The organism is Flavicella sp. IMCC45537 (genome assembly GCF_057197705.1).
Map to the genome: position 1 here is coordinate 1972180 of NZ_CM170067.1, position 25283 is coordinate 1997462.

The 25283-nt window shown below is 34.5% G+C and carries 13 protein-coding genes; 2 read left to right on the forward strand and 11 right to left on the reverse strand.

Annotated features, from left to right (window positions below; genetic code table 11):
* Positions 1 to 2: 2 nt before the first annotated feature.
* The 3 genes from AC2DGP_RS08215 to AC2DGP_RS08225 are packed head-to-tail and all read right to left on the reverse strand — an operon-like array spanning position 3 to position 6531.
* On the reverse strand, positions 3 to 1226 hold the full coding sequence (locus tag AC2DGP_RS08215) for an SGNH/GDSL hydrolase family protein (protein ID WP_484489582.1): 1224 nt from the start codon (positions 1224 to 1226) through the stop codon (positions 3 to 5).
* Positions 1227 to 1231: 5 nt separating this feature from the next.
* Positions 1232 to 2860 carry a sulfatase-like hydrolase/transferase gene (locus AC2DGP_RS08220; RefSeq protein WP_484489583.1) on the reverse strand — a complete coding sequence of 543 codons (1629 nt, stop codon included), beginning with the start codon at positions 2858 to 2860 and terminating at the stop codon, positions 1232 to 1234.
* Complete coding sequence (locus AC2DGP_RS08225) at positions 2860 to 6531, reverse strand: VPS10 domain-containing protein (RefSeq protein ID WP_484489584.1); 3672 nt, start codon at positions 6529 to 6531, stop codon at positions 2860 to 2862. The genes AC2DGP_RS08220 and AC2DGP_RS08225 overlap by 1 nt, the downstream gene beginning before the upstream one ends.
* 585 nt (positions 6532 to 7116) lie before the next feature.
* Between AC2DGP_RS08225 and AC2DGP_RS08230 the strand changes: the two genes are divergently transcribed.
* The gene (locus AC2DGP_RS08230) at positions 7117 to 8241 is read left to right on the forward strand and encodes a LamG domain-containing protein (protein WP_484489585.1); all 1125 of its coding nucleotides are present in this window, start codon (positions 7117 to 7119) and stop codon (positions 8239 to 8241) included.
* A 63-nt stretch (positions 8242 to 8304) separates the two neighbouring features.
* Here AC2DGP_RS08230 and AC2DGP_RS08235 read toward each other — a convergent pair whose 3' ends face one another.
* The 8 genes from AC2DGP_RS08235 to AC2DGP_RS08270 form a co-directional block, all read right to left on the reverse strand.
* Positions 8305 to 10143 (reverse strand): sulfatase-like hydrolase/transferase, encoded by a 1839-nt coding sequence (locus AC2DGP_RS08235; protein ID WP_484489586.1) that lies wholly within the window; start codon positions 10141 to 10143, stop codon positions 8305 to 8307.
* An 11-nt stretch (positions 10144 to 10154) separates the two neighbouring features.
* The gene (locus AC2DGP_RS08240) at positions 10155 to 11978 is read right to left on the reverse strand and encodes a sulfatase-like hydrolase/transferase (protein ID WP_484489587.1); all 1824 of its coding nucleotides are present in this window, start codon (positions 11976 to 11978) and stop codon (positions 10155 to 10157) included.
* A gap of 308 nt (positions 11979 to 12286) precedes the next feature.
* Positions 12287 to 14059 (reverse strand): hypothetical protein, encoded by a 1773-nt coding sequence (locus AC2DGP_RS08245; RefSeq protein ID WP_484489588.1) that lies wholly within the window; start codon positions 14057 to 14059, stop codon positions 12287 to 12289.
* Between the two features lie 30 nt (positions 14060 to 14089).
* Entirely contained in the window at positions 14090 to 15925 is a 1836-nt protein-coding gene (locus AC2DGP_RS08250) for a sulfatase-like hydrolase/transferase (RefSeq protein ID WP_484489589.1), read from the reverse strand.
* Between the two features lie 260 nt (positions 15926 to 16185).
* On the reverse strand, positions 16186 to 17562 hold the full coding sequence (locus AC2DGP_RS08255) for a family 43 glycosylhydrolase (protein WP_484489590.1): 1377 nt from the start codon (positions 17560 to 17562) through the stop codon (positions 16186 to 16188).
* A gap of 11 nt (positions 17563 to 17573) precedes the next feature.
* Positions 17574 to 19928 carry a glycoside hydrolase family 3 N-terminal domain-containing protein gene (locus tag AC2DGP_RS08260; protein WP_484489591.1) on the reverse strand — a complete coding sequence of 785 codons (2355 nt, stop codon included), beginning with the start codon at positions 19926 to 19928 and terminating at the stop codon, positions 17574 to 17576.
* Positions 19929 to 19933: 5 nt separating this feature from the next.
* Entirely contained in the window at positions 19934 to 21460 is a 1527-nt protein-coding gene (locus AC2DGP_RS08265) for a sulfatase family protein (protein ID WP_484489592.1), read from the reverse strand.
* A gap of 51 nt (positions 21461 to 21511) precedes the next feature.
* Positions 21512 to 23191 (reverse strand): apiosidase-like domain-containing protein, encoded by a 1680-nt coding sequence (locus AC2DGP_RS08270; RefSeq protein ID WP_484489593.1) that lies wholly within the window; start codon positions 23189 to 23191, stop codon positions 21512 to 21514.
* A gap of 473 nt (positions 23192 to 23664) precedes the next feature.
* Here AC2DGP_RS08270 and AC2DGP_RS08275 point away from each other — a divergent pair, with 473 nt between their 5' ends.
* Complete coding sequence (locus tag AC2DGP_RS08275; RefSeq protein ID WP_484489594.1) at positions 23665 to 25260, forward strand: tetratricopeptide repeat protein; 1596 nt, start codon at positions 23665 to 23667, stop codon at positions 25258 to 25260.
* Positions 25261 to 25283 lie beyond the last annotated feature (23 nt).

The following is a 25283-nucleotide window of genomic DNA, read 5'->3' on the forward strand; positions in this document are numbered from 1 at the left end:
TATTATTTTATTATTTTATCGGACGCACCAACAACCCAAAATTGACCACAATAAAAGGAATTTCCTTTTGCTAATTTTGTGACAGTTAATGTAGCTGTATGCGCAGCGTATTCTTGTTCCTCACCATAGAAATAGCGTGAAAACTTGGGAGACGGACGATTCTTATTTTTTGATTTCTTTTGACTAAAACTGTATTTCTTAGAAGTTCCACCGTCTATCTGAACCTCAACTTCAAAACCTTCCCCTATCGGAATAGTTGTAAAAGCAATATTTGTCCCCGTCCACTTTATAGTTATTTTTTCTCCAACCTTATCACATTTAATTGCAGTGCCTAATATTTTTGAAGTTCTAAATTTATCATCTTTATAGACGGGATCTTTTTTTAACTGAACCAAACTCCAACCCGTACTTCTATCTGCATTTTCAACAGATACTAATTCAGCTTTTCTAAAATAATTTTCTACTAAAGGCTTTGGTAATTTGTGTTCTGCAATACTACCTTCCCCCTCTAATTCTATAATAGATTTCGCAATTACATCTTTATAAATTTCATAACCATCTTGAGTTGGGTGCACATTGTCCCTACAAAACACTTTTTGTCCCTTCTTTACCGAGTTTTTATTAAAAACAAAGTTTCCATTATCTAACTGCTTTACCACCTCTATACCAAAATCAATAGATGGGATATTATAATGAATAGCCGTTTTTTCAATCTTTTTCCCTTCACCATGTTGTAATCCTTCTCTAAGATTGGTAATCATATTTTTTCCAACAGTATATACAAAACAGACATCTATTTTAGGATCAAATTCCCAAATTTGTCTTACCAACCCTTCGTGCGCTCTTACCCCAAACCCCGAAGAACCATTGACACGAAACTCGATAAACACCAAATCTGGATTTGAATTCAAAAGATCTTTCTTTAACCTACAATTTGCAAAATCAGCTCCCGTGCCAGGAACCGCGGCATTGATCATTTCAAAAGACGTTTTAGGATATTGCTTCTGAAACCAAGAAAAAGATTTTGGTCTCCAACCTTCTTGATGGGTGATACTTCCACCCAAGTAAGCTATTTTAACTGTTTTTCCCTTTTTCAATTTAGAAAAAAAGTTGGGCAAACCTCCTCTAATCCGTAACTCTTCTGTTGTGTTTGAGTTTTCCTGACTATAGGAATTCGTTTGAATGCAAAAAAAGCAAGTAATGATCCATACAATAGAATATCTCATAACCCTTATTTTAAAACCAACTTATCTACTTTACCATAACCATTCTTAGGAGCATCATGTTCAGTTTCATGTAAATCAAAATCCACAATAACTTTCTTTAATTTATCCCTTTGATCTCTGTGTTCCTTTGAAACTTTTGACCAATCTTTAATGACAGGAAAACTTATCAAATCAGAAGGATTTATACTTACATCATACCATACATTATTACCATCTTTCATCACTAAATCTCCTCTCACAATTTGAGTACCTTTATGATAGCCATAGATCCATTCTCTATGTTTTTTTTGAGTGGTTGTTAAAAAAGGAATCAAACTTTCTCCATTGATCTCATAACTTTCAGGAATTTCAACTCCTCCCAAATCCGCTATGGTTGGTAACATATCAGAAATATTTACCAAAACATCTTGTTTTCCCTTTTTAGTCATATTCAACCCGGGAGCATAAATAATCAAGGGTACATGCGTTCCTTTCTGCGATACTTGCGTAGATTTTCCATAGCCGCTAGTACCATTATCAGCACAGAATATAAATATGGTATTATTCTCTATTCCTAGCTCTTTCAATTTATTCATATATAACCATACTTGATAATCTAAATAATTGATATGGGTATGAATACCATCTTCGGTGATAGTTCCATGAGTATTATACTTACCATCATCACCTGTAACATGAGGTGTTACTCTAGTATACTTTTTACCATCCCATGAAATTTTTGGGGTACCAGGCCATTTGTTGCCAGATTCTGGGTGCAAAAAATCAAATGCATCATGCCCCAAATGACTCGTATGATATACAAAGAAAGGCTCTTTTGACTTTTCTTTTCTTTCAATAAAATCAAAAATATATTCCAGTTCAATATCTGGACCAAACGTACTCAAGCCAAAATTCTTTTTAGATTTTTTGTCATTTGGCCACCATTCTAATTCTTTTTTAGCGTCAGGATGATTCATTAACTGTACATGAGGCTTCCAATACCAGCCAGATTGAACATAACTTTTTTGAGTCAAAGGTTTGTTTGTATCTGCATTGTATATTTTCTTCTTTCCATTTACTTTTCTTGTTTCTAATCTGAAATCGGTTGTATGGATGGCTTTGTTGTAAGAGCCCTCTCCAGGAGTAAAACAGCCTTCATCAAAAGGAAAACCGGAGATATTCATCTGAGTTTTACCTCCCCAAAAGGTCACATATCCACCTTTTTTTACTACATGTGCAATGGTATGAGGAGAACTATCAAACAAATCCCATGTTCCTTTTCCACTAGGCGACTTACCTTTGTCTTTATTATGCCACCATTTATGCTTGTGTGCATATCTTCCCGTCATCATCATAGCTCTACTTGGACCACAAACTGTTGCTGCCCAAGCCGTTTCAATATAAACACCCTCTTTTGCTAATCGGTTTAAATTTGGTGTTTTTGCCCGGTACTTTTCATCTTGCGTATCTCCTCCTTTTAACTCCTCTCCTTTAGGTAAACTCCAAGTATCACTACCATAAATTGGCAATTCTCTCGCACTAATATCATCAGCAAACAACAAAATTATATTCGGTTTCTTTTGAGCCTTTCCAATTACGACAGTTAAAATCAAAGCAAGGACAAAAAGTCCAACTATTTTGTTTCTATTTTTCATCAGTTCTTTATAATTATTTGTCTTAATACTAGTTTCGAATTACTGCGTAGCGTTATTATATAAGTTCCCTTATCTAGAGAGGATACATCGATAAATTTTTGGTTTAAAACCCCTCTTGTAAAAATCTTACCGGTTGTGTTTACAATACTATACTCCACATCTTTAGCATCTAGATTATGCAGGTATAACTTACCATTTCTTATGGGATTTGGATAAACATATGTTTTGGTAGTATCTGCGGAATTTAACTCATTTATAGACAAATTATCAGAAGGTAATATTGCTTTATACCAAGCACTTCCCCAACCTGCACACCAAAGAATATTTTCATCAACTGGATCTGGTTTCAAATCTACAACTCGATCGGAATGAGCTAGACCTCTATTTATTTTTTTCCATGTAACACCTGCGTCCTGTGACAAATACACTCCTGGATTTAAAAACTCACCAGTCATCGTAGGTATTTGAGCTGCAACAGAAATTGTAATAATATCGGAATTTACAGGGGATACCTCTGCCTGCCAAACATAAGGTGCTTCAAATATTCGTTCCCAATTTTCTCCCTCATCAGTACTTTTCCAAACACCTCCACCTTCAATTGTTCCAGAGCGTGACCCTGTACAGATAAACATATCTTTTGTATTTCTATCAATAAAAATATTGTTTACTGATTTAATTGCACTTGGAATCGTCATTTTGGAAAAATTTACGGCTCCATCTATTGATTTATATAATCCCCCTAAATCATTAGTCCCCCATTGATTCATTGCAGCAAAAATTACCTGAGGATTATCTGGGTGCATTGTTATTCTGTGGATACTAGATCCTTCCGGAAAATCGCCATTACTCACAGACCAATTATAACCACCATCATTAGATCTATAAACACCATACTCTCCTAAAGTTAAATCTACTCCAGCACCTCCACCTACTTCTGTTAACGGCTTATATATAGAAGTGAAATACATATTCTCCGGATTCACCGGATCTATCAATAAAGAATACTGCGTCGCTACAGACTCCCATGAACCATTATCGGCATCAAATAGGGTCGCAATATTTGTCCATGTTGCTCCTCCATCTGTAGATTTTCTAACCTTACCACGATGTTCCTGCCTCCAACTTAAGAAGTAGATAATATTCGGATCATTTGGATGCACAGCGACTGTAGAAATGGAATGTGCTCCATGATTTCCACTATGATCGTGTACTTGTCCTTCTATTTGCTCAACCGCTACCGCGTCTTTATCAGGCCAATCCCCTAAATCTGTAGTTTGCCATAATCCATGCTCTCCACTGCATAGCAACTTTCTTCCTTCAATACCTGTTTCTAACAATAAAAATCTTCCTGGCAGATTGGTATTCCCTCTACCAATCCATTTATTACTTCCTTCGGCTGTTTCATCATCGTCAATTTGTGACCATGTATCACCATGATCTTCTGATCTCAATAACTGTTGGTCAATCCCTGTAAAAACATGTCCTTCAGAATTTATTGCCAACATTCTATTCCCTGAACTTTCCGTTTTATTATCCATAGCAACCTGTAAATGTGCAAAATCTACATTCGCACCTAATGGATTGTTTTTTGATTCCCAATAGCTTTTATCCGTTTCATTGATCCAATAACTTCCATTTCTAGCACAGGCAAACCAAGTAATTCCACCATCTTCTGTTTTCCATAAATCTCCAGGTCCAAAACCTTTATCATGCTTTTTATTATGAACCAAATAAATTTCGTTCTTGTCTAAAGGATTCACTTCAATTCTATTATAAACAGGAATAGTCCATGTAGGATAAGTTGTATATAGTTCCTTAGATTCTGACTTGCTAATCCCCAACCAATATGCTACAGAACGATGGTATCGATCTCTAACATTATAATCCGATATTTCCTGTAAATCCAATCCTAGATTACCTGTTATATTCTGCCAAGTCTGCCCAGAATCAGTACTCTTATAAACCCCACCAATGGTATTTATAGAAGTCCCGTTTGGAATATATTTAGTTTGATCAGTAGTGTATAGAATAAATTCACCATTAAAAGAATTGTAATATGAAACTAAATCTCTTGGTAAATTATTTGGCAAACCTGTTCCACTTGGCAACCAATTTTCACCTCCGTCCGTGCTTCTATACATTCCATGACTTGTTGCCATAATTATAACTAATGGGTTGTTAGGATTAAAAACAATTCTTCCTACATCTAAATTATTCGAAATGTTTGTTGCAACTTTACTCCAAGTAGCTCCTTGATCCGTAGTTCTCCAGACATATCCATAATCAGCTCTCGTCTGTAATTCTCCATTTGGGTTTGATAAACTTCTATGGTTGGCTTTTACATTCCAAAAATCACCAGCCCCGACAAACCAAATATTATCATTGCTAGGATGTATCGCTATTTTTGTATGTGCTTTTCCTAAATCTTTAACCAAGCTCCAAGATTTCCCCTTATCTAATGTTTTAAAAATTTCACCTTCTCGTTCTAAAAGCAAACCAAAATCTGGATTTTGGGTAGAAAAGACAATGTCATGAATTCGACGCAATTTGACTCCTGTCCCATCCCAATCTTTTAAAGTTTGCCATGTTTTTCCATTATCCCATGTTCCAAAAGCAGCATGCATATCAGGACCACTAAACATCACATTCGGATCTGTTGGGTGGCACCAAAACTCCTCACAATAACCAGAAGTACCAGGACCAAATATTTTCCACTCAACATCTTCTTCAGAAACTACTTTTTGGGTTCTAATTTTTTCAAAAAACGGCAATTCTGGAAGTGAAAAATCTAAAACTGCATAGCCTAAATCATCCTCTATTCTCCAAATTTCTTCAAAATCAAAAGTTGTGTAGTTCGAGGATATCAAAAGATCATCTGTACTCAATCCAACAGCATTGTCATCACTTGCCCCTGAACTAATTGCATAAAATGAATTTGTTGGGGGAATTCCATTTTTCTGAGAATTATCAGGATCATTCTGTATAGTAACAATGGCATTTCCACCCGATACTGTACCATAAAAAGCAACTCTATTAATAGTGTGTTCTCCTCTTATTACACCCACGATTCCACCACAACCCCAACTACCATCAATATTAGTAGTACTGTAACAATCTTCAACAGTTTTAGTTCCTCCATTAAACATGACTCCCACAATTCCTCCGGCCCAACCACCGTTACCAACATCAATATCTCCATTCGTTGTACTACATTTTGAAATACTTCCTCCATCTTCAAGCACACCAATAAAGGCTGCTACTCTACTGTAACCATTCGCTGAAATGGAAATATTATTCATTGCCAATTCAGACACTCGTCCACTAACAGACCCAAAAAGGCCTGTACCATCAAGTAAATCAACCGGTAGGGTTATTGTTAAATTAGAAATAGTATGTTTACCACCTAACAAACTACCGCTAAAAGAAATAGCCGCGGTTCCAATAGGTGTAAAAGCAAGACCAGACATATCAATATCCGTTGTAATTATGAAATGTTTATCCCAATCATCACTTGTATTACTTAAATTAACAAGTTGACTGCCTTCTGATATTCGATACGGATCTACTTCTGTACCTTCTCCTCCTGCATATTGAGCAAATCCATAAAAATTGATCAACAATAGAAATAGAATTCGAACTGAAAACTTTATTACGTTTTTTAATCTCTTCATAAAACTTAGATCTAACTTATATTCAATAAGCTATATTATATCAATTATAGGAATTTGAATATCATGTATGGTTAATTATTAGCTTGTTATGTTTAAATCAATAAATTCAAACAAAGTACCATAAAGAACATAACTCACTTTATTACAACAACTTAAAGCCTTTAACTATTTTAAGTCTAGTCTTAAACAATAATAAATAAAGAGCTTCTTGGTACTATGAACGAATCTTACTCTAATCGTTTTTTTTCTAAAATAGAGACTATTCTTAAACTGCACTCATTTTTTAAAAAACAAGATTTACTAGAAAAAAAATAGACTATTTACGGAAAGCACAAAAGCACGTTTTTATTGAATCTCAGATAAAAAACCGATTAAATTTTCAAAACAACATCAGAACAAACAATTAGAACAACTGGAAAACAGTAAGCATTAGTCTATGTAATTCTATTTAATAATATAAATTATTAAAAAAATCACAAATTAAAAAAACAGTACATAAACTCAACATACCTGTAGTTTTACTCGATTTCTAGAAGAAAGAAAATAACTTTATGACAACATAAACCAATTAAACTAACCAATATTATGAGAAAACTAGCACCATTATTTTTAACAGCTTCATTTTGCGCTGTTTTGATAAGTTGTCAAGAAGCAGAAACCATTGAAAACATGAATCTAGAAGCAGAAAATTCTGTTTTACACGAAAACAAAGAAGATGTTTTGGCAAAAATGTACAATTGCCTCCTTACAGATTTAGTCCTTTTTGATAGCCCGGTCAACAATAACTTATCACAAGTCAATAGATCCAATTACGGAATGGGAAACTGGAAGTTGATTGATGAACTATCTGATGAATTTAATTACCCTGGTGGAAAATCATCTCCTGATTTTACTAATAAATGGAAACTAGGCTTTGTAAACAACTATACAGGTCCGAGTCCAACAGTATGGTCTGGGGATCAAGTTACTTTTGAAACAACCCATGGAACTAACAGAGACTTAGTTCTAAAAGCAATTCAAACAGGTACAGGAACAGCTAGAAGATTAAAATGTGGAATGCTTTCCACCAAAGCCAAAAGCAGTTACCCATTATTTCAAGAAGCTAGAGTTAAAATAAGTAATTCACAATTAGCCAATGCGGTTTGGATGTTAAGTGACGATCCAGGGACAACGGAAGAAATAGACAACCTAGAAGCATACGGACCAAGAATAAGAGCAAATGGAACCCAATGTGACTTCCCATATTTTGGAGATAGAATTCACTTGAGTCACCACACTTTTAAACAAGAAAACGGTGTTCGTTTAGATTACCAGCCCCATAAAGACACTTGGATGTCACGTAAAAAAGATAATAGTTCATGCAGTAGAGATAACGAAGTAGTCTGGAGTGAAAACTATCACTATTTTGGTGTAAAATGGGAAACTCCTTCAAAATTAATTTATTTTATTGATGGAAAACGAGTTAAAATCATTCAAGGACTAAGAGCTGATGAAGGAATTGATCCTGAAAACTACACTACTTGTGGAGATGGGTTGACAAGAGAAATGCATATGATTATTAGTCAAGCTTCACAAGCTTGGAGATATGGTGGATTCGATGGATTCTGGAATAGTTCGGATACAAAAACAGGTAACGACACCAAAATGAGAATCGATTGGATTCGTGTTTACTCCCCTTCCGGGAATCTCAACAAAAGGAGTTGTAATTGATCAAAACCACAAAAAAAGGAACAGTCATCTGTTCCTTTTTTTATCTATTTAATTCTGAAAATTTTATTTCATTTTTAATTTATGGTCATGAGCACCTATAGCAAATTCACTCTTATACACAGTAGTTCCATCTGCTTTTTTACCCCAACCTACTTCAATTCTACCATCACCTAAAACTACATCAATCAATTTCTTTTTTAAAACCTCAACTACATTTTTATATTTCTTATTAAATGCTAAATTATTTAATTCATGAGGGTCTTTTGAAGTTTGATATAAACAAGGATCTAATTCTTTATAAGTAGCTGTTCTTGCCCATTCCATATTTTCTCCTCTTTTTTTAGACGGTCTAGACTGAATCGAAAACATAAAATCCTTGGTTCTTATAAATGCTCTTGGACCAGTCACAGCATGGTTTTCACCTACAACATAATCTCTTGATTCAACAGAACCCGATACAATTTCAGCCATATCAAATCCATCTAAATAATCATACTTGTTCTCTTTCAAAGAAGCACCAGCGGCTGCTAAAATCGTTGGAGCAATATCCACAAACTCTGCAAAATCTTCAACTACTTTACCCTCTGGGAAAGCTTTTTTATCAGAAGAAACAACGACTATAGGATTATGACTATCCACTTCCCATGGCGTAAACTTAGAAACTGAACCATGATCATTCAATTTCCAACCATGATCACCACACACATATACAATCATCCAAGGCTGATTTTTTGACTCACTATATTCAATAAAATCATCTGTAGCTTGTCCTACCAAAGCATCACCATAAGCACAAAACGCATAGTAATCTTGAATCATTTTTTGTTTTTCTTCTTTAGTAAAGTGATCAGAATACGATGCTTTTACCTGCTTTTGAAACTGTTTTGGCATACGCTCTAGTTCTTTTTTATCAAAAGCAGGAACTTTATAACTATGCTTTTGAAATCGATCTCTATAACTCGCCGGTGGTAAAACTGGTGTATGTGGAAAATCAAAACCTATATGACAAAAGAATGGTTTCTCTGTATCAACTCCATTAAAAGTTCTTGAACCTGCTTTGAATTCTTTATTCTGATTTCTCAAATAATCATCAAAAATAGAAGCGTAATACCCATCTCTAGTTTTACCTGCTTTTCTTGGACTAACACCACTAATTATAGGGGCTGAAAATGGAGTCATGGGCCCTTTCTTTTTATTGTACTCCATAAAAATATCGTATTTCTCCATTATTTTTTTTGCTTCTCCTTCTCTTTCCGGAAACTGTTTTTCGTAATCTTTAGAGCGATACTCAAATTTCCCTTCCTCTGTTACAAAAAACTCCATGCTTTTGATAGGTGTACTTAACTTTTCACCATCAAGTGTATAAAACCAATCTTTACCCCAATCTGTTAAACCATCTTTCCTTAATTGCTTAAAGCTAATATCCTGCTGATACATTTCAGCTCCTTGCATTCTTCCATTTTTTTTAGTTTTTAATCGAACCCCAAGTTTTCCTATATGAATTGTTTCATAACCCAAAGCCTCCATTTGTTCAGGCAAACTAGGTCTCATATGTGGTGCTAAATTATTATGATACTCAAATTCGTACACCCCAGATCTAAATGGATATCGTCCATAATGCATAGATGCTCTTGAAGGAGCGCAACCAGATGCTTGACAATAGGTATTGATAAAAGTAGTTCCCATCTTAGTTAATCTATCCACGTTAGGCGACTCTACATAGCCCAATTCACTCATTTCTCTACCATGTAGCATTTTATTAAAAGCTCTAATAGCATCATAGCGTTGATCATCTGTTAAAATCCAAAGTACATTAGGCTTTTGCTTTTGTGCCAAAACATTTTTTGACACCACACTCAATATTGCAAAGAGAGCAACTGTAATTATATTATGTATTCTCATGTTACTATGTATTAGTTTAATTTTAGTTTATTATCATGTGCACCTGGATCGAAATTACTTTTATATACCTCGGTTCCAATAGCCTTTGTAGTTTTACCAAAGTTATCTCCACCCCAATTCACTTCAGCTCTACCATCACCAATAACAATCGACAATAACTTCTTTTTCATTTGCATGGCAACTTTGGTATAATTTGAATCAAAAGCCAGGTTATTTAGTTCATTTGGATCCTTCGAAGTATGATACAATGCAGGATCTAACTCTTTATAAGAAGCCGTCATTGCCCAATTCATATTTACTCCGCGTTTAGAGTTCGGTCTTGTTTTAACCGAAAACATAAAATCCTTTGTTCTAATATAAGCTCTTGGCCCAATACTATGATGACTTTCTCCGATCACGTAATCACGTGCAGGGATTTCTTTTGAACTTACTTTTTCTAAATTAACTCCATCCAAATATTCAAAACCACTAGCTTTTAAATTTGCACCTGCAGCGGTTAAAATGGTTGGTGCAATATCAACGAACTCGGTAAAATCTTTAACAACCTTTCCTGCGGGAAACTTCTTTTTATCAGAAGAAACCACAATTATCGGATTATGACTGTCTATTTCCCAAGGTGTATTTTTAGCAATTGAACCATGCTCATTTAACTTCCAACCATGATCTCCACATACATAAACAATCATCCATGGCTGCTTCTGTTTTTTGCTGTAATTGATAAATTCTTCCACAGCCTCTCCAATCAATGCATCCCCATAGGCACAAAAAGCATAATAATCTTGTACCATTTTTTGTTTTTCTAAATCCGTAAAATCATCAGAATAGCTCTTTCTAACTCTTTTCTGAAAAGCTTTCGCCATTTTGTTGAATTCTTTTTTTGTCAGTTTTGGAATTTTATAGTCATGTTTTTGGAAGCGTTTTCGATAATCCGAAGGTGGTAACACAGGAGTATGTGGAAAATCATAACCAATATGTGCAAACAACGGTTTTGAGGTATTTACGCCTTCAAAATCGGTATTTCCAACCTTAAAAGAACCGTTTTCGTTTTGCAAAAAATCAATAAATGCACTTGTATAATTACCATCACGTGTTTTACCTGCTGGCTTAGGACTTACCCCATACAATACTCCACTATTGAACTCACTTTGGGGATGATTTTCTTTGTTATTGTACTTAAAAAATAAATCATATTTTTCAACTGCCTGCTTCGCCATTCCCGCAAACTGTGGATTTTCTTTTTCTAGTTGTTCTGACTTGTATAAAATAGAACCATCAGCATCTTTAAAATAAACCACATTACGAACTGGTTTTTTCAATTTCACTCCATCTATCTCTTTTAAAATGCTTTGCTTTCCCCACTCAGGCAAACCCTCATTTTCAAAAGTTTTAGAATCTACATCCGTCTGGTAAATATCTGTCTTCACTGCTTTCCCATTTTTCAAAGTTCTCATTCGAACTCCCAACTTACCAACATGCATTGTTTGATACCCTAATTGCTCCATTGAGTTTGGTAACAAAGGATATGAATTCTCTGTATTGTTATTGAAATATTCAAACTGGTACACTCCAGATCTAAATGGATAACGTCCGGTGTGCATTGAAGCCCTTGAAGGAGCACAGCCCTGTGCTTGGCAATACGTATTGATAAATGTGGTTCCTTTTTTAGCTAATTTATCCACTTGCGGAGATTCTACATATCCTAGTTGACTTTCCTTCGTACCACTCATAATTTCATTAAAAACTTCAATGGAGTCCCATCGTTGGTCATCTGTTAAAATCCAAAGTACATTTGGTTTTTGCTTTTGGGCACTTATAAATTTGTTTACCGAAAACATTAGAACTAATGAGCAAATGAAAAATCTATTTAACAACATTGTGAATTTATTTTAAATTTCAATACTCAATAGTACGATTATTCAAACGCCTTGCATTTCTCAAATGTTTTTTAAGCTATAGGATATGTTTTGCTTCAATATACAAAAAAACACAACAGTCAAGAAATCATCAAACAAAAGAAACCCCTTTTAAACACTGTGTAAACACAATATTTGAAAGGGGCTAAACATGATATTTAAATTCACGAAGTATAGTCTTTGTATACTCTAAAATTCTAACTTTTCATCTATTTTCAGATTACAACATATTAAAAATTCACCTTTATACTTTTCTTGTTTTTTTCAACAGAAGGAATATTATAGAATTTCTTCAAATCGTCACCTTCTCCAACCTCGATCATAAAATTTCCTTTTCTCATCACTTTAGGCTGAAATTCTGAACCTTTTATTCTTAAAGACAATATTACTTCTTTTGTAAAAGCATCCCTAACGGTAACTACTTGATTCTTTTTAGAAATTTTAAGTACAGGGAGTTGAAATCCATCTTTAATCTGAAAATTATCCTGCTGATTAAAAACAACTGGCCAACCGTCATACTGTTTACTCTTTGGATTTGTAATATCCACATTTCTCTTCCAACATTCAAATGTAACTTCTCTTTCAGCCTTATTAAATTTAATTATTCCATAGCCAGCTGCTCTACCATCCAAGAGGTCCTCACGAGGTTGATTATCTTTATGTGTAGGATTCGCTACTGCATGAACGGTTATTTTATTATGAAATGCATCTTCATACTCACCAGTATAATTTGGTGCTTTTGCTTTTTTATTTTTCCCAGGTTTCTCCGGATTCCACCATCTCATCCAAAAATTTGCGGCAGCAGGAACAGCAAAAGAATACCCTGCATTATTCCATTCTTCCACCCCGTGATGTACTACAGAACCAAGATGCTGGTCTCCTGCAATCATGCAAGAAAAACTTTTTCTTATTACTTGGAGCGCCTTATTTCTACCTGACTGTGGCCATCCATTAGAATCAACACTATACTTCATCTTTTTATCAATTGTAGGTGTATGTGTTGCTAAATTGGTGAAAATTGTTTGAGATAGTACCGCTTTCATTTCAGCACTTTCCCAATCTGTAGTCCAATCTTCAAGAAATTTCAACTGTCTATCACCCAAAAGAGTTGCCCCATCTACATCCATCTCCAGTGTATTACTATATCTCTTTTTTTCTAAAACTCGTTTTGGACCCGATTTAAACTTTCTATCTTCCAAAATAGCAAAACTAACTCCTCCCCAGTTAAAATCTGTATAGTAAACTCCAATTCCTCGTTCTATTGGCGTTGGATCATAGGGGTCTGGCAAATGACTTGTCTGTGCTCTTTCTACTTCTTTTATGTAAGCTACCGGCATATAATATCCACCTTGATCTCCATCTCTACTGTCGATTTTTTTTCCGCCATTTCCCCATAAGTTTCCTTGTCCAACATCATGATCATCGGGAATTGTAATGGTTGGTGTATTTTTTATTATATCTCCAAATACTTCTCCAAATTTCAACCAATTCCCATAATGATTACTATGATCATAAACTTGATCACCTGCAAAAAACAAAACATCTGGGTTCAACTTTTTTAAATTATCGGTAATATCCTTAGCTCCGGCTCCACCATGTTTTTGGTAGGTTGACCAACAAGAAAATGCAGCCATCACAATCTCTTGCTTATCCATAGGATTCTGACGAATCATCCCTTGATAGTTTGCCTGTTTGTTATAAAAAATTCGATAAGCGTGTTCGCTGTTATCATTCCAATCATCAATTCTAAAATGAGCGGTATAGCCCGGATAGTTAATTTCAGACTCTTGAACGGTTTCCCATTTTCCATTTTGTTTTATTTGTAAAGATGCTCTAAATGGATTGTAATATTTAACCGGATAAAACTGCGCTGTAAGTTTTAGTGTTTTTTCATGTACCGTGTACATAGCAAAACATACCCCATTTTTATTAGTCTTTTTATTTTGTCCGTTTATGGGAAAAACAACACATATCAGCAATAATACTTTTAAGAAATTCTTCATATCACTTAATTTATCTTATTTTTTTAAGACCTATAATTTTAGTTTATAATCATGCGCTCCTGGTGCGAAATTACTATGAAACACCTTGGTACCCGTTCCCCATTTTTCCCAGTTAATCTCAACTCGATTATCACCAAGTACAATATTTAACAATTTATTTTTCATCTTTTCTGCTACCGCGGTGTATTCTTTATCAAAAGCTAAATTATGTAGTTCTTTAGGATCTTCTTTAGAACTATATAAGGCAGGATCTAAATCCTCCCAAGATGCTGATAGCGCCCATTTCATATTTACTCCTTCTTTTTTAGAGGGTCTCGTTTTTAAAGACAATACATAATACTTGGTTCTTATGTATGCTCTTGGACCCGTTACAGCATGGCTTTCTCCAATAATATAATCTCTAATAGGAGCCGTTTCAGCAGCCGTTTCGGCAAGATCAATTCCATCCAAATATTTAAATTTATCCGAAGCAATATCTGCACCTGCCGCTTTTAAAGCAGTTGGAGCAATATCAACAAATTCAGTAAAGTTTTTGACAATTTTCCCTGCTGGAAATTTTTCTTTATCTGATGAGACCACAATCATTGGATTATGACTATCCCATTCCCAAGGAGTAAATTTTGAAATCCCACCATGTTCATTCAATTTCCATCCATGATCACCACAAACATAAATAATCATCCAAGGTTGTTTATGTTTTTCACTATACTGAATAAAATCATCTGCCGCTTGTCCAACCAATTGATCTCCATATGCGCAAAAAGCATAATAATCTTGAATCATCTTTTGCTTTTCTTTTTTGGTAAAATGGTAAGAAGATTTGATCGTCACTTGCTTTTTCATTTGCTGCGCCATTTCAGCAAATTCGGCTTCACTAAAATCAGGAACTTTATAAGTATGTTTCTGAAAACGTTTTCTAAACTCTGCAGGAGGTAATACTGGTGTGTGAGGAAAATCAAATCCTATATGTGCAAATACTGGTTTTGATGGATCTACTCCTTTGAATTTTAAATCACCAGCTTCAAAGGTCTTTTTTTCATTCACAAGGTATTCATTCAAGAAGTAAGCATAATACCCATCTCTTGTTTTACCTGCTGGTTGCGGACTCACCCCAGAGATAATCATACCTTTGTATATAGACTCCTGCTGTCCTTTTTTGTAATGCCTTAGTAAATCGTACTTTTTAGTAACCTCTTTGGCCGTTTTTCTATGCTTTTTAGACCTTTCATTAAGTTGTTTTGATACAAATTCAAAATCTCCATCTGCATTGACAAAATAACTGATATCTGTTATAGGCTTTTCGAATTTTTCTCCCGCAACTTCTGGCCACCAACCACCGCTACAGTAATCTGTCAATCCTTGTTTTCCTAAATTTCTAAAATCGATATCCGTTTGATAAACTTTATGAGGCTTGGTTTTTCCATTCTCTTTCAAACCTTTTAAACGATAACCTAGTTTCCCAACATGAAAAGTTTGGTATCCTAACTGTACCATCTGCTCAGGCAATGAAGGTTTCATATGCTCGGCTACGTTATTATGATATTCGAATTCATACACACCCGACCTAAAAGGATAACGTCCTTGATGCATAGCTGCTCTTGAAGGTGCACAGCCAGTTGCTTGACAATAGGTATTCACAAATGTAGTTCCTTTAGCTGCCAATTTATCCACTTCAGGAGATTCAATATAACCCAATTCGCTCATTTCTCTGCCATCTATAGCCTGATTGAATGTTTTCACAGAATCATACCTTTGATCATCGGTAAGAATCCATAAAATATTTGGTTGAACTTCTTGAGAAATCGCTTTCTTCCCTAAAAACAGGAAAAGAAATAAAACAATAGTTGTTGTGCGTTGTAAATTCATCTAAAACTTATTTAATTGTATTTCACAATATTAAATACAATATAAGAAGTTTAAACAACCAAATGTATTTTTTCTTAGACTAGATGTTCTTCGTATTAAGAGTATACCACCAAAAGATACTTGATTAAAACTTACGCTTTATTTTTTTTAAAATTTGTAAAATTTAAAAAGCTATGCTTTCTAGATCTAAACTTCAAATTCACTAGATTTTATATCAACAAAAAAGTCAATAATAAAAGACCACTAGTTAAAACTTCAAATTAATTAATAATTATTTCATCTAACTCCCATTCTCCTTCTGCAACGCCTACAAAAGGTTGCAGAGCAATTTGCATTAACCTATTGTTAATTTGTCCAAATTCAGAAAGTTCAATTTCATATGTTTTAAACTTGTTATCATTAGCAGATATATCAATAGTTACCCATTTCTGCCGCTTCCAATCTACAGGCGCGGTTTGAACACTCCAAAATGAATTCGCTTTTTCATCCCTCGTATAAACCGAAAACTTCATTTGAGTTGCTTCACTTTTATTTTTAATTTTAAAAACCACTTTAGAACAAAGCCTCGTATCTGTATACAACCAAGGTGCACTTCTTATAATAGCGTTTTCTTCAAATACTTTACCTGATAGTTTTCCATCTTCAAACATCAAACTAGTCCCATGGATCGCTTTCCATCCCATTGTGCTATTTTGAAATTGGAATGGCCGCCCTGGTTCTGGATACATACGATCGTCCTTTGGAATAATAATAGTTCCATTTGAATTGAAATTAACAGGTTTCAAACTGGCTCCTCTAAAAAAAGCGCTGATATCATGATTTTCTTGCAGTACATATTTTTGACCCTTCCAATCAAAAAAACTAGTATGACCGCCCCTCAGAAAGGCACCTTGAAAAACATATGGTCCATATAAATCTTTTGACATTGCATACCGACTTCCAAAAACCAAATAATACGCATCCTTACGTTTAAATAAAGTTGGCTTATCTTCTGCGCTAAAGAAATCACCATTCTTATCCTTAATTATTATTTTTTTTGGCTTGCTGCTCAAAGATTTCATATCCTTTGCAAGGGTTGCCATATAATAAGTTCCTACGCCAAAACAAATCGTATATATGTCATCCTCAATAAATATCTCAGGATCATAAGGATGTACAGGAACAATACCTTTCGGCAGCAAAGGTTTCCCTAATAAATCTTTATAAACACCGGTAATATTATCTGCCACCATTACTCCAGTATCAATATTCCTATTAGAAAAAAACCAATAATACTTTCCATTTCTCTCACAAACATCTCCAGCCCAACAGTTTGGTTTATCACCTATGTAGGTATCAGTTGGTAAAATATTTCTGTGATGTTTCCAATTTATCAAATCACCGGTAGACCACACTTCCCATCGATCCATCGGAAAAGACGATGTAGGGTTCCATGACTTATCATGCCCGCAAATAATATACACACTATCATTTTGTACCCAAGCATGCGGATCTGCCATTCCATGTTCAGGAACAATTACCTCTACCTTTATTGGTATATGCTGCTCCTTATTTTTATCATTACCCCTTCTCTGTTGAACACATGAAAACACAAATACTACGAAAGAAACAAGTAATATACTTTTTAACAATCTCATATTTTGATTATTTAATTCGATTTAGAGAAAAAGACTTCTCTTCCTTTCTCTAGAACAAAATCACCTCCTGTTAATTTTATATCTCCTTTCAGTTTTAAATCCGTTGAGGATGCTCCCGCCTTAAAAGTATACCTTCCCTCCTCAACAATCCATCTATTGTTTTTATATTGAGCCAACTGTTGTGGCGCAACTTTAAAAACTACTTTTTTCTTTTCACCTACTTTTAAATACACTCTTTGAAAACCTTTTAATTGAATTGGTTTCATTGTTGTATTCTTTTCTTTCGGTGACACATATAATTGAACTATTTCTTCTCCATCTATGGCTCCAGTATTCTGAACTGTAAAAGAAACTGAAAAACGATCACTATTTGTTTTTGCTTTAGCTTCAATTTTAAAGTCTGCATATGCATAATTAGTGTAAGACAAACCATACCCAAATGGATACAATGGTATATTTCCTGACTGATACCCATTTTGGTAATTCACCTCCACTCTGTCTTGAGAATTAGGATAAGTAACACATAACTTTGCAGAAGGATTTACTTCACCTATTAATATATCAGTAATTGCATTTCCTCCTTCTTCTCCAGGAAACCAGGCATTCAATATCGCAGCACATCTACCTTCTATTTTATCTATTACTTGTTGTCTACCTCCGAATAAAACCAGTATTACCGGTTTTCCTGTAGCAAGAAGTTTTTCTACAAAAGCCTCCTGATCCCCTGGTAATCCTATTCCCTTTCTACTCCTTCCTTCACCGTTTAAAGATATATTTTCACCAACTGCAGCAATGATAACATCGCTTTCCTTAGCAATCTTTAAAGCATACTCTAAATTTGGTTGTGGAAGCCCTTGAACTGTCAATAATTTCAATTTACCTAAACGACTATCTCCATATCCATCTTTGTCAATTTTAGCTTCTAAACTAGCACTCCAATCACAACCACGCTCATGCATAATTTCTACATCGTTACCTATCCTATCCTCCAAACCTTCTTTTAAGGTCACTAATTTCGGATTCAAGGCATCAAATTGCTCTCCTTTCCAAAAAGCTCGCATGGCTTGATAAGTATAATCGCCCAACAATCCCTGAACAGTTGCTGCATTTGGTCCAACCAACGCAATTTTTTTAAGATTTTTTTTCAAGGGTAAAACACCGTTATTTTTCAACAAAACAATGGATTGACACGCCGCTTCATATGCTAGCATCCTGTTTTCTGGCGGATCAAAATCTAAAGGGCCATCGGTTCCAATTTTTGGATTTCTTTCTAACAAACCTAACCTATACTTCATAGTCAATGATCTTTTAACCGCTATATCAATGGTTTCCTCAGTGATCAAACCTTTCTTTATTGCTTGCGATAAAAATGGGAAAGTTGTTGGCGACGACAATTCAATATCTGTTCCGGCGTTGATCGCCATTGCGCCAGCTGTCATTAAGTCTGGAGCTTGTTTGTATTTTTTATACACCATCGTAATTGCACCATAATCACTCACCACCAATCCATCAAAACCAATTTCCCTTCGTAACATCTGATCTAGCATTGTTGGATTTACTGAAATAGGTAATGATTTATAGATTCCATAAGATGGCATTACACTTTTTGCACCTGCCACTTTTATACAGGCTTCATGTGGCATCAAATATTCTTCATATAAAGTTTTAACATCATTGTTTTTGGTACCATATCCAGCAAAATGTTTTACGGTTGCAGCTACCCCTGTAGAAAGATCTTCTCCTTGCAATCCCTGTACAAAAGCAACACCCATTCTGGCGGTCAAATAAGCATCCTCTCCATAACTCTCTTGATGCCTATTCCAGTGAGCTGTTCTACTTAAATCCAACATTGGAGATAAAGCAAAAGTAGCCCCTGCAGCACGCATACTAATCCTAGTAGAATTTGTATTTCTTTCTACTAACTCAGGATTCCATGAACATCCGATTCCTATTTGCTGTGGAAACGTGGTTGCACCCAAAGTTGCAAATCCCGTAATGGCCTCTTCATGAAAAATAGCAGGTATTTTATTTGCTGTTTCAGTGACTAGATACTGCTGAACTTGACGCACTAAATCCCTTAAAGCTTCTGGCTCCAAAGCTTGTCCTGTAGAAAACTGACAAAAATGCCCAATTCCATATGGAATATGTTCCCGACATTTTTCTAAGGAAATTTTGCCATCTACCATCAATTCACGAATTCTAGTACCTGTTACTTGAGCAATTTTTTCCTCTAAGGTCATTTTAGCCATTAAAGCCTCAACTTCTGTCTCTATTTTTGAATTACTAAAAGGTTTATAAGTGTTTTTCTGGGCAACAATAACGCTTTGAAAAGAAAACAACACCAAAAGAAAAAAATACAGTCTCATTTTAATTACTTTTTAATATTAGAATATTCCGTACCTCGAATCGCTTCAAATTTTTTCAATAACTCTGCTAATTTTTTAGGATTTTCAGTCGCTAAATTATGTTTCTGACTTGGATCATTTTTTAAATTATACAATTGATATTCCGTTGTAACTCCCGTTTCCACAAATGAATGCCAACTCATTTTGGCTCCTTTATAAGGAGGAATCATCACCCAATCACCGGTTCTATAAGATGTTTTGGATCCTGCCTCTAAAACCAAGTCTTTTCTTCCTTTTTTACTTTTCCCCACCAATGCGGATAAAACATCCTGGCTATCTGTAGCTTCAACTTCAACCTCAACAAGATGCGCTAAGGAGGCTAATAAATCAATCTGACACACCAATGCATCAGAAACCTTTGGTTTTATCGTACCTTTCCAATAAACCATAAACGGAACTCTAGTCCCAGCATCAAATAAACTATACTTTCCACCTCTTAGCACACCAGCAGGTGTATGTTTTCCTAATTTCTCAATGGCGTCATCATAATATCCATCTTGTAAAACAGGACCGTTATCACTTGAAAAAATTATGAGGGTATTTTCCAGAACACCTTCTTCCTTCAATGTTTTCATAAATTCACCAATCATAAAATCGGCTTCTAAAATCACATCCCCTCTAGGCCCCATTCCTGATTTACCGACAAATCTTGGATGCGGTGTTCTTGGCACGTGAGGTTGTTGCAATGCATAATATAAAAAGAATGGTTTTTCTTTATGATTTCTGACATACTGTTGAGCTTTACCTAAGAAATGATCAGCCATATCTACATCACTCCATTTTGCCGCTTCACCACCTTTCATGTATCCAATTCTTGGGATTCCATTTACAATGCTATTATTATGCCCATGATGCCATTTCATAGTGGTTAGTTCTGGATTGTCTTTACCTGTTGGCTCTCCCTCGAAATTTTTGTTATAACTTACAGAAATAGGATCCTTTGGATCTAAACCATCAACTCTACCATTTTTTATATAAACCGTTGGTGTTCTGTCTTGTGTTGCCGCTAATATATAGGCATCATCAAATCCAACCTCATTAGGCCCAGGAGTAATGTGTTCATTCCAGTTTACATCACCAGCACCTAATCCTAAATGCCATTTTCCTACAATAGCGGTTTGATACCCAGCTTTTTTAAACATTTTAGGCAACGTTTCTTGTTTTGTAGTAATAATCAATGGTGCAGAACCTGGCAATATTTTTGCTTTAGGGTTTCTCCATGGATATACTCCAGTTAACAATCCATATCTACTTGGAGTGCATGTTGCAGAGGTTGCATAACCATTTCTGAATTTAACACCCTCATCCGCTAATACATCCATATTTGGCGTATGCAATTCTGTTGCTCCATAGGCGCTTAGATCACCATAACCTAAATCGTCTAAATAAATAACTACTACATTAGGTTTTGGTGTTTTTTTTGCAAACACGACAGATTGCACACATAATAAACTTACAACAAACGTAAGCGCGAGGGACATTTTAAATTTCATTTTATTCGTATTTAGAATGCAATACCAAGAGGGTATTGACTTTATTTATGTTTATTTTAAATTTCTAATAATTAAGATAGCATCAGCCTCATTTCTCCAAGGACGTTCATCCCAAAAACCATATTTATGTTTAAATTCTAAGGAGACTACCTCTGTAAACTCACCCGTTATAGTATTGAACCATTGCCAGGTGGCATTCTCGTAATTGAACTCATTATTTAACAAGCGCTTGATATCATCAGAGTGAACTTCTTTCGGCATATATTGCATTACTGCACCTTCCTTTCGGTTTAGCAATACATAAGACCTGCTATTGTATTTTGTTATGGGCTCAAAATTCTCAAAATGAACCGTATCAAAAAGAGATTTCATATTTTTAAAATAATCAAACCTTGGCCTAACTATATTTTCTGGCTGCTCATACGGATTATGAATCACAGCACTCCATGCCGCTGCCTGCCAATAATAAGTAGTATAAACCCCTGCAAACAGACACAGATAATTTCTACGTAAACAAATTTCTGCATTTGAAAACCCGCCGGGAAAAACGTTGTAAGGTGATGCCTCATACCCCCCGTGTTCAATATTGAAAACGGGCTTCAAAGGAAAATTCTTATACACTTTTAGCATACTTTCATGTAATGATAATTTCCAGTCTTGGGTAGAAATAAAATCAACTTTATCCTTATGATTTTTACAAAATCCATAATCATGCACCGAGACTAGTCTATTAAAACCATCCAAATCTCTAGTACGATCAATACGCTCTTCAATATGTTCTACAATATTTTTATTCTGTTGGATAGCTATTTTATTGGCAGCCTCTTTCGATACATCCCAGATAACATTCGGAAAAGCTTGATATCTTTTAATTACATAATCATAATATCTATTATCAGCGTCTGAACCTGCTTTTGGCCACGCCACTTGTTTATTCCAGACATAAATCATCAAATGACTTACAATTTCATTATGATGTAATTCTGAAATAACTTTATCAAAATGCTTGAAAAAATCAACATTTAAAGAAGAATAATCTGGCGATGTATTAGAACCTAAAAAGGGAAAAATATCTTCTCTGGCACCATAATTATGTTCTGGATGTTCTGCAAGATTTTCATCTTTTACCCAATCCAAATCAGGATCATAGGCATATACATTCATCACAACTTGATTGAATCCATTTTGTTTTATCAAGTTTAAAAGATGTTTCGTTTTTGGAATTTCCTTTTTCCCATAATCTAAAGCAAAAAGCCAATCACATTCAAAAGCGAGATTAAAATAATGAGTTCCATCCTCATAATAAAAATGTCTCGGGTCTTGATGGTTTTTCACAATACCACCATGTCTGTCAGTTTTAATATTTTCCCGTACATCAAACTTTCCTCGTTTACCATGAAGCTCTTTTATTTCGGAATCTATTCGAAATGTTTTTTCACCTACTGTTCCACTTGAATACCTTAACACCCATGATTTTTTACCATTGTAAAACAGGGGTACTTTTTGCGTTTTCACTCCATCATCAACAATAGCGATTACATTTTTCTCAAAAGGATTCTCAAGTTCTTCTTTACAAAGAAACACAAGATCATTCACTTCCCACTGAACCGTTTTTACAGTTTTATAACTCCTTGGATTCTCAACAACTTGAATTTGAGAAAAGCCATAATTAATAAAAAAAACAAGAAATGCTACTAAAGTAAATCTTGTCCTGATCGCATGATATTTCATAACCTAATTCTATAATTATTCATAAGTAGTCACAAGTTACATAAGCAATTTGGTATATCAACTATCATAAATCCTCTGTAGCCTTAATAAAACCATATGATTCACACATTCATACTGATAAAAAACTGAACCCAATTCATCCTTAAGAAAACAGTTTCTAACGTTTTTTAATTTCATGCGTTTTTAAACACCAATTTTCGTCTTATTTCTACACTTTACTACCTAAGAAAAATTCCATAAAAACCGAGTTCAAAAAATAAAACCTGTAAAAAAAATAATTCTTTAATCAAAAACAACCGCAAAAAGCAATAGTCAAATACTATTCAAAAAAATTAAACCCCCTAGAAATCAACTCAACAGAAACAAACAGAACACACAGAATATCTGACAGTTAAGCACTCATAAAATCGCTTGCATAATTAAAAACCACCCTAAATACATCTGATATTTCTTATCTTTGGAAGATGAAATATATGACACTGCTTAGACAAACTTCGCTACTTTATTTTTTATTATTATTTAAAACGCTGATTTTTTCACAATCTGAGATCGATCATAAGGGTACTAGTCAAGGACTCACAACAGGACTTAGAAAAAACTTAACAAGTAACAGCAATCTTAATCATTTGACGACAGTGAATTCTGTTGAATTGGAAATGAATATTGCTAAAAAAAAGAACGACACTTTACTTATTGCAAGATTACTTCATAAAAAAAGTGACCTATACACGTTTACTGGACAATACGATTTGGCATATGATGCCTTGTGGGACGCTATGTTGCTCACGGATAAAATTGGGCACAACTCTACTCTTTTATTAGTTCATAGAAATTTAGGACATCTATATGATTTGTATAATAAAGATTCTCTGGCGCTAAAACATTTAAAAACTTCTCTTGAGATTTCTAAAATAGTAAACAAAAAAAAGAAAGGAAAATTACACGAATTGATTTCCTCTTACTTTAGCTTGGCATCTTTTTATCGCCAAAGAGGCAATTATGACCTTTGCTTGAAATATATTGATTCTTGTGAAATAGTTGCAGAAAAAACAAGAGCTTTGCCTTATGTTATGACCGACAAAGGTTATTGCTATATGAAGCGAGGAAGGTTAGATAAGGCTGAAGAACTTCTTTCCAAAGCCCTAGCTCTGCATAAACAAAAAGAAACTCCCTATCGAATCGTGAATCTAATGTTCTTAGGCGACCTTAAAAAACTAAATAAGGAATATGATAAAGCTCTTTTCTATTACAAAAAAAGTTTAGCACTTCAAGAAAAGCTGCAAATGCATAAAGAGAAAAGACCTGAAATTCTTCAGAAAACGGCAGATATTTATATTTTAAAAGGGAATCTAAAAGAAGCCATAAGCTACATCCAAGCCTCGAAAGAAAGTTCAGAAAAACTATTTAGCATTACGAGCAACAACAATCAAAGACTCTTCGAAATAAAAAACAAATACGCGCATGAGTTGGCGCAAAACAAAAAATTAATTGAAAAGCAGCAAGAGAACCTTAAGAAAAACAAAACCAAGCTTATTAGGGCTTTTTCTGTATTTATCTTTATCATCCTGTTAGTGATTGGAGCCTATATTTTTTATTATCAAAAAGAAAAAATAAAAAACCTTTCCCTTATCAGACAACATGATCAAGACAAAACGAATGCTGTATTAGAAGTAAAAAGTAAAGAATTGACGGCCCATGCATTAAAAATGATTGAAAAGGAAGAAGCTGTTCAAACACTCTTAAATATTATAAAAAAATCAAATCCAAAAGAATATCGTTCTCTTTCTAACAAGTATGCCAAGGGCACTGATAATTCATGGGAAGAGTTTAACCTCAGATTCACTGAAGTTAACAATCACTTTTATGAATCCTTATGCAAAATGCACCCAAATTTATCAGCTACTGAATTAAAACATTGTGCATTAATAAAGTTAAACTTCAACAGTCATGAAATGTCTAAGTTTCTAAATATTTCACTCCAAAGTGTTCATACATCAAGATATAGAATTCGAAAAAAAATAGGTTTGGATTCTAATTCAAGTCTAGAAACATATATTGGAGCGATCTAAAAAAAAACCTGAATCATAAGATT

What these genes read in the sequence shown, in the direction of transcription:
- AC2DGP_RS08250 (WP_484489589.1), bottom strand. Translation starts at nt 15,925, where the DNA reads ATGAATTTACAACGCACAACAACTATTGTTTTATTTCTTTTCCTGTTT.
- AC2DGP_RS08245 (WP_484489588.1), bottom strand. Translation starts at nt 14,059, where the DNA reads ATGAAGAATTTCTTAAAAGTATTATTGCTGATATGTGTTGTTTTTCCC.
- AC2DGP_RS08240 (WP_484489587.1), bottom strand. Translation starts at nt 11,978, where the DNA reads ATGTTTTCGGTAAACAAATTTATAAGTGCCCAAAAGCAAAAACCAAAT.
- AC2DGP_RS08225 (WP_484489584.1), bottom strand. Translation starts at nt 6,531, where the DNA reads ATGAAGAGATTAAAAAACGTAATAAAGTTTTCAGTTCGAATTCTATTT.
- AC2DGP_RS08270 (WP_484489593.1), bottom strand. Translation starts at nt 23,191, where the DNA reads ATGAAATATCATGCGATCAGGACAAGATTTACTTTAGTAGCATTTCTT.
- AC2DGP_RS08235 (WP_484489586.1), bottom strand. Translation starts at nt 10,143, where the DNA reads ATGAGAATACATAATATAATTACAGTTGCTCTCTTTGCAATATTGAGT.
- AC2DGP_RS08215 (WP_484489582.1), bottom strand. Translation starts at nt 1,226, where the DNA reads ATGAGATATTCTATTGTATGGATCATTACTTGCTTTTTTTGCATTCAA.
- AC2DGP_RS08260 (WP_484489591.1), bottom strand. Translation starts at nt 19,928, where the DNA reads ATGAGACTGTATTTTTTTCTTTTGGTGTTGTTTTCTTTTCAAAGCGTT.
- AC2DGP_RS08265 (WP_484489592.1), bottom strand. Translation starts at nt 21,460, where the DNA reads ATGAAATTTAAAATGTCCCTCGCGCTTACGTTTGTTGTAAGTTTATTA.
- AC2DGP_RS08230 (WP_484489585.1), top strand. Translation starts at nt 7,117, where the DNA reads ATGAGAAAACTAGCACCATTATTTTTAACAGCTTCATTTTGCGCTGTT.
- AC2DGP_RS08275 (WP_484489594.1), top strand. Translation starts at nt 23,665, where the DNA reads ATGACACTGCTTAGACAAACTTCGCTACTTTATTTTTTATTATTATTT.
- AC2DGP_RS08220 (WP_484489583.1), bottom strand. Translation starts at nt 2,860, where the DNA reads ATGAAAAATAGAAACAAAATAGTTGGACTTTTTGTCCTTGCTTTGATT.
- AC2DGP_RS08255 (WP_484489590.1), bottom strand. Translation starts at nt 17,562, where the DNA reads ATGAGATTGTTAAAAAGTATATTACTTGTTTCTTTCGTAGTATTTGTG.